The sequence below is a fragment of the SAR202 cluster bacterium genome (assembly GCA_016872355.1).
In the GTDB taxonomy this organism is placed as follows: Bacteria; Chloroflexota; Dehalococcoidia; order Lucifugimonadales; family VGZY01; genus VGZY01.
In genome coordinates this window covers 1-5,655 of the sequence record VGZY01000111.1, presented here as the reverse complement: position 1 = coordinate 5,655, position 5,655 = coordinate 1, and the positions used below count along the sequence as shown (strand labels likewise).

6 protein-coding genes are annotated in these 5,655 nt (G+C 63.3%); 1 reads left to right on the top strand and 5 read right to left on the bottom strand.

All coding sequences use genetic code 11. The annotated features are described in order from the left end of the window. Nucleotides 1–158 precede the first annotated feature (158 nt). Nucleotides 159–1,211 carry a cyclic pyranopterin monophosphate synthase MoaC gene (moaC, locus tag FJ319_14310; protein MBM3935439.1) on the top strand — a complete coding sequence of 351 codons (1,053 nt, stop codon included), beginning with the start codon at nucleotides 159–161 and terminating at the stop codon, nucleotides 1,209–1,211. A gap of 36 nt (nucleotides 1,212–1,247) precedes the next feature. On the opposite strand, the gene FJ319_14305 is transcribed toward moaC, so the two are convergent. From FJ319_14305 to FJ319_14285, 5 genes are all read right to left on the bottom strand, one after another. Then, entirely contained in the window at nucleotides 1,248–1,583 is a 336-nt protein-coding gene (locus tag FJ319_14305; GenBank protein ID MBM3935438.1) for a hypothetical protein, read from the bottom strand. Between the two features lie 10 nt (nucleotides 1,584–1,593). After that, on the bottom strand, nucleotides 1,594–3,048 hold the full coding sequence (gatA, locus tag FJ319_14300; protein ID MBM3935437.1) for an Asp-tRNA(Asn)/Glu-tRNA(Gln) amidotransferase subunit GatA: 1,455 nt from the start codon (nucleotides 3,046–3,048) through the stop codon (nucleotides 1,594–1,596). Between the two features lie 51 nt (nucleotides 3,049–3,099). Beyond that, nucleotides 3,100–3,387, bottom strand: coding sequence for an Asp-tRNA(Asn)/Glu-tRNA(Gln) amidotransferase subunit GatC (gene gatC, locus FJ319_14295; protein MBM3935436.1), 288 nt, complete (start codon nucleotides 3,385–3,387; stop codon nucleotides 3,100–3,102). A 59-nt stretch (nucleotides 3,388–3,446) separates the two neighbouring features. After that, on the bottom strand, nucleotides 3,447–3,905 hold the full coding sequence (locus tag FJ319_14290) for a gamma-glutamylcyclotransferase (protein ID MBM3935435.1): 459 nt from the start codon (nucleotides 3,903–3,905) through the stop codon (nucleotides 3,447–3,449). Beyond that, a partial coding sequence (locus tag FJ319_14285; GenBank protein MBM3935434.1) for a hypothetical protein occupies nucleotides 3,902–5,655 on the bottom strand: 1,754 nt, incomplete at its 5' end. The genes FJ319_14285 and FJ319_14290, both read right to left, overlap by 4 nt.

The following is a 5,655-nucleotide window of genomic DNA, read 5'->3' as shown; positions in this document are numbered from 1 at the left end:
TCTCCTCGCCCAAGGATCGAAAGCCGGCTCAAGATCACCCTTGGAGATCGAGACTGATTCAACCAAAACCAGTCGTACTGACAAAATCACTGAGCAGTAAGACTGACAAAGTCATTGAGCATTGACACGTGGAGCCGCAGGGATTTTCCCTGAAACAGATGCCCTGGGTTAGAATAGGGCCAGATTACCGCGAAGGCACACACATGATTGAGATCTACACGGACGGCTCATGCGAGGGGAATCCGGGGCCCGGAGGGTGGGGCGTGGTCATCCTTGAGAACGGCCACAAGCGCACGCTGAGCGGGCGCGCGGAGCACACGACTAACAACCGCATGGAGATCACCGCGGTCCTCAAGGGCCTCGAGTTGTTACCCGTGGGGGCTGAAGTCATCATTCACAGCGACAGCCAGTACGTCATCAACTCAATGACGAAGACCTGGAAGCGGAACGTCAATGCGGACCTCTGGGCGCGGCTGGACGAAGAGGTCAAGAAGCGCAAGGTCACCTGGCGGTGGGTGCGTGGCCACAACGGCGACCCCTACAACGAGGAGGCTGACGCCCTGGCGACGGGCCGGATGCTGCTGGGTGGGCAGCCCAAGCCGCCGCCAGTGGAGGCCGCAGACATTATTCCCCCCGCAGCCCTGCCCGACCCGGTCACTCCGGCTGCGATACCGTCAGACACGCCGGACAGGTCCAACCCGTCCAACCTGTCCAACTCGTCCAACCCTGCCCCATCGCCTGCCCTCACCCACATAGACCCCGCAGGCAAGGCGAGCATGGTGGACGTGGGCGCGAAGGCGGACACGGAGCGCACGGCGGTCGCGAAGGGGTCGGTGACAATGAAGCCGGAGACGCTGGCGCTCGTGAAGGCGAACGGCTTCGCGAAGGGCGACGTTCTCGGCGTGGCGCGCATCGCCGGCATCATGGCCGCGAAGCGCACGGCGGAGCTCATCCCCCTGTGCCACTCCCTGCCTCTCACTTTCGTTGGCGTGGAGATTGACCTGGACGAGGCGCGTAGTGCCGTCAATATCACGGCAACTGCGAGGACCACCGGCAAGACTGGCGTGGAGATGGAGGCGCTGACGGCGGTCAGCGTGGCAGCGCTGACGGTCTACGACATGTGCAAGAGCGCGGACAAGGGCATGCGGATAGAGAATGTGCGCCTGGTCAGCAAGACCGGCGGCAAGAGCGGGGATGTGAAGCTGGAGTAGGGTAGGCACACCGACCTGCCAGGTTCGGTGTTCGAGTCAGAGCTTCACGAACTCGTCCTTTCCGTCAACTTTATAGCCCAAATCCTTTAGCCGTGCGGTTGCGGTCTCAAGTTCGACAGCCGTGAACAAGCCTCTAAACTTTGGGCGCAGAACGTTCCTCTCGACGGTCAAATCAAGTCTACTTCGTAAGTAAAGCTGTGTGAATCCATCGCTCACCTGCGGCGCAGCAAGCAATCGCCTAGCGGTGCCAAGTCCTCCATGCTCATTTAGCATCTGCAGAAAATAGGACGCGTTGTAGTTACATGGGGGCCGCTTCGCTTCAGCATAGATTTCTCGCATTGCGAGATCAAAATCACGCTCAGCGCTATCCATCAGCTGCCCCCTACACCTTCGCCCTTAGCTTGTGCCAGCCAGCCGCCTGCTCGTAGGCGTGGGCAACCTTGAGGAGGGTCTCCTCCTGCAGGTGGCTTGCCAGGAACTGTACGCCCACCGGTAGGCCGTCCGAGAGGCCCGCCTGGACGGAAACGCCGGGGATGCCGGCGATGTTCGCAGGGATGGTGAACACGTCGTTCAAGTACATCTGCACCGGGTCCGCCGTCTTCTCGCCCATCTTGAACGCGACCGACGGCGACGTCGGCGTCACCAGCACGTCAAACTTCTTGAAGACCTCTTCGAACTCGCGGCGGATGAGGGTGCGCACCTTTTGCGCCTTCAGGTAGTAGGCGTCGTAGTACCCGGCTGAGAGCGCGTAGGTGCCGATCATGATGCGGCGCTTGACCTCCGGGCCGAACCCTTCCTGCTTCGTGCGCTCCATCGCCTCCCACATCGTGGAGGCGTTCTTCGCCGAGTAGCCGTACTTCACGCCGTCGTACCGCGCCAGGTTGGCGGACGCCTCCGACGGGGCGATGATGTAGTACACCGCCATCGCATACGGCGTGCTGGGGAGGGATGCCTCGCCCAGCTTCGCGCCCAGCTTTTCGAGCATTTTGATGGCGTCGCGGACGCACTTTTCCACACCCGGCTGCATGCCCTCGACGAAGTACTCCTTCGGCACGCCTATCCGGAGTCCCTTGATGTCGCCGGTCAGCGCCTTCGTATAGTCGGGCGGCGTGACCTTGAGGGACGTGGAGTCGCTGGGGTCGTTACCGGCGATTGCGTTCAGGACCAGCGCATTATCTTTCACCGTCTTCGTCATGGGGCCGATCTGGTCGAGCGAGCTTGCGAAGGCCACCAGGCCGTAGCGGCTGACGAGGCCGTAGGTGGGCTTGAGGCCGACTATGCCGCAGAGGGCGGCCGGCTGCCGGATGCTGCCGCCGGTATCCGAGCCCAGGGAGTAAAAGCCCTCACCCGCGGCGACGGCTGCGGCCGGGCCGCCGCTGCTCCCGCCGGGGACGCGGTCGAGCGCCCAGGGGTTGTGCGTCTTCTGGACGGCCGAGTTTTCCGTGGAGGAGCCCATGGCGAACTCATCCATGTTCCCCTTCCCCACCAGCACCGCACCGGCGTCGTAGAGCTTCCGCGCCACGGTGGCGTCGTAGACCGGCACGAAGTTGCTGAGCATCTTCGAGGAGCAGGTTGTTCGCACGCCCTTTGTGCTGATGTTGTCCTTGAGCTGCATCGGCACGCCGGTCAGCGGACCAGCCTGCCCCTTCGCGATGCGCTCGTCCGCCTTCCGCGCCTGCTGCATCGCAAGGTCCTCTGTGACGGTAACATAGGCGCGCGTCTTCGGCTCCACGGCGTTAATGCGGTCCAGCACCGCGAGCGTGAGCTCCACGGAGGTGGCCTGCTTCGTCCGGAGGAGCGCTCCCGCCTCCTCCAGCGTCATTCCAACAACATTGATAGATGCCATGCTATCTTCCGGTCCCTGCTGTAATTTCTGCTTCGCCGACCCCTACTCCAGCACCGCCTTGATCCTGACGAACTCGCCTTCGTGCTGCGGGGCGTTTGCGAACACTTCGTCGCGGGATAGCGAAGGCCGAGGCTCGTCCCTGCGCATCACGGTATTAACGTCCGCCGAGTGGCCGGTCGCGTCCACGCCCTCGGTGTTCGCCTTCTGGAGAACGTCGAAGTGCTCGAGGATGTTCGAGAGCTGGCCGCTCATGAGCTCCAGCTCGTCGTCCGTCATCCCAACTCGCGCGAGCTTCGAGATGTGCCTTACTTCTTCTTTTGTGAGCTTCATGCGTTCACCATAGTCGTTTTCTGGAGCGAGTGAAGTGTAGCAAACACAGCTTGGGAGGTCTACCGCGACACGGGTCCAAGTCTCTTTCCATACTCTTCCACCCGCCGCACGTACTCCTCCGGCAGACGCCAGTGGCGCGCGCCGGTAAGGATAGTCTTGAGGTAAGAGGCGGCAGGCCGGACCGGCGCGGATTTCTCCACCACTTCGTACGCCATCGCCCGTATCGCTGTTCCGTCCGTCTCGACATGGACCTCGATACGCCTGTACGCTCCCATCGCGACGCCTTCCTTCTCGTCCAGCGGACCAAGCTCGCGCTCGTCCAGTTCGTATACGACGCCCCACACGTGCGAGCCTCCGTCCGGCACGATGTCCGCCACGCCCGCGCGGTAGCGCCGGGAGAATCGGGTGAAGTCCAGCCGGTAGCCCGGCAGGCGCGCCACGGCCACGAACTGCGCGCTGGGGCAGAGGCGGGCCATCTCCTCGGGCGGCATGTTGGAGCCGTAGGCGAAGTACTTCACTCGGCGACGCTCACGTTCAGCTTCCAATCGGCGCGCTGCGCCGTCCCGCGCGTGGCCGGCGAAATGACAACCGTCGCCTTCGTGACGGGGCCGCCAAGGCCGTTCACCCGCACCTGCCCCCCGTTGGCCGCGTCCAGCGGGACCGGCATCACCTCGTGGCCGCCGGACGCAAGCTCCTTGACGATCTGCACGATGTACTTCTGCTCCAGCACATTGTCCGTCCGCAAGAAGCCGTTTGCCGTCCACCCCGCCTCGCCCTCCGCATCGTCGAAGAAGCCTATCTGGGGGACGGAGATGTCGTCGATGGCGAAGCCCTCGCGGTAGATCGAGTCGTCGGTTATGTATTCGAAGCGCACGAGCACCTTCTTCCCGGCGTAAGCGGCCAGGTCCACGCGCTCCTTCACCCACCCGCCCGATGCGCCGGTAAAGCCCGACCCGAAGCTGTTGCCGATGGGGTTCTTGAACGACGAGCGCTCGCCTGGCACGACGGTCCACTTCGAGCCGCCGTCCGTCGAGACGGCGACGTACGCGTAGTCCCAGTCTTCTTCGATGTCGTACCACGTCTGGAACTCCAGCGTCGCCTGCGTTACCCCGGTGAGGTCCATCTCCCGTGTGAGTGTGGTGTCGATCGAGTCGCCGCGGTTACCCCACCAGCACCGCTCTCCGCTGTTGCAGGCCGCCGGAAACCGCCTGACCATTTCGCCGCCCTGGAAAGAGACCGACACGTCGCCCTTCGGGACATCGAGCTCGTAGTATGCGGCCGAGAACTGCGGCAGGCTGCCTGAGCGTTCCCCAAAGGTGGCGACGGAGTTCACGTCGCTCGTCTTCACAACCCGGCCTGCGTAGCCATATTTGCCGTCATCGGCGTCCAGGTAGTTGGCTACCACCCAGTCCCTGAAGACATCCTCAAACTTCAGTCCGGTCGCGGCCAGGAAGCTATCGATCCCGTTCGCGCCGTCCAGGGGGTCCTGCACAAGCGCCCTCAGCCCGTCCGCGCGGCCGTAATGCTGGTGCAGGTACACCATGAATAGGCTGGACGCTCCGTAGCTTGGCCCGGTGTCTCCCATCCCGTCCGGCCAAAAGTCAAGCTGCGTGTCGGCGCGCTTGAGGAACTGTGAGTCGAATGTGAGGGGGTATCCCGAAAGCGCCTTGGCAAGCTCCGAAAGGCCCTCGTTCACCCAGGAGTCCTCCCCCATGTCATAGTTGGAATGCACCGCGTGCTGGAACTCGTGGGCGATGAGGCCAAGGTAGTCCGCCGAGCCCGGGCGGACCTTTCTGGCGTCCACGTAGAGCATCTCCCGCTGGTTGCTGTTCTCGTAGACCGGCGTGGTATACCCGTCATGCGAGGAGAAGTAGCCGGCTATCCCAGGGCCGAGGTCCGTGTGCAGGATGGTGATCCGGGGTTCCCCGTCCACTCCGGGGGATCGGACCTCGCCGAAACCTGCCTTGAGCACCGGGTACACCTTCGTTTCAAAAAGGTCCGCCGCCGTCCTCATCTCGCCGACGGGCAGGTCCATGCTCTCGTCCACGTACCAGTAAGCGCTGGTGCTTATCACCCGCAATACGGCGCGGACAGTCCGCAACTCGCGAGTGCTCTGGTTCAGAACAGTGAAGGTGTTCACGTGGCCTTCGGACAAAACAGGAGGCATCCCGGCCACCGCGCGCGAGACCTGCCCGGACGTCCCGGCCTTCATCCGTCCGGCCAGTTCGAACAGATCGCGCTCCGGGGGGTCGGCGTCGGGACGTCCGG

Excerpts from the sequence above, each read along its gene's own strand:
- moaC (MBM3935439.1), top strand. The coding sequence starts at position 159 with ATGCCCTGGGTTAGAATAGGGCCAGATTACCGCGAAGGCACACACATG.
- FJ319_14305 (MBM3935438.1), bottom strand. The coding sequence starts at position 1,583 with ATGGATAGCGCTGAGCGTGATTTTGATCTCGCAATGCGAGAAATCTAT.
- gatC (MBM3935436.1), bottom strand. The coding sequence starts at position 3,387 with ATGAAGCTCACAAAAGAAGAAGTAAGGCACATCTCGAAGCTCGCGCGA.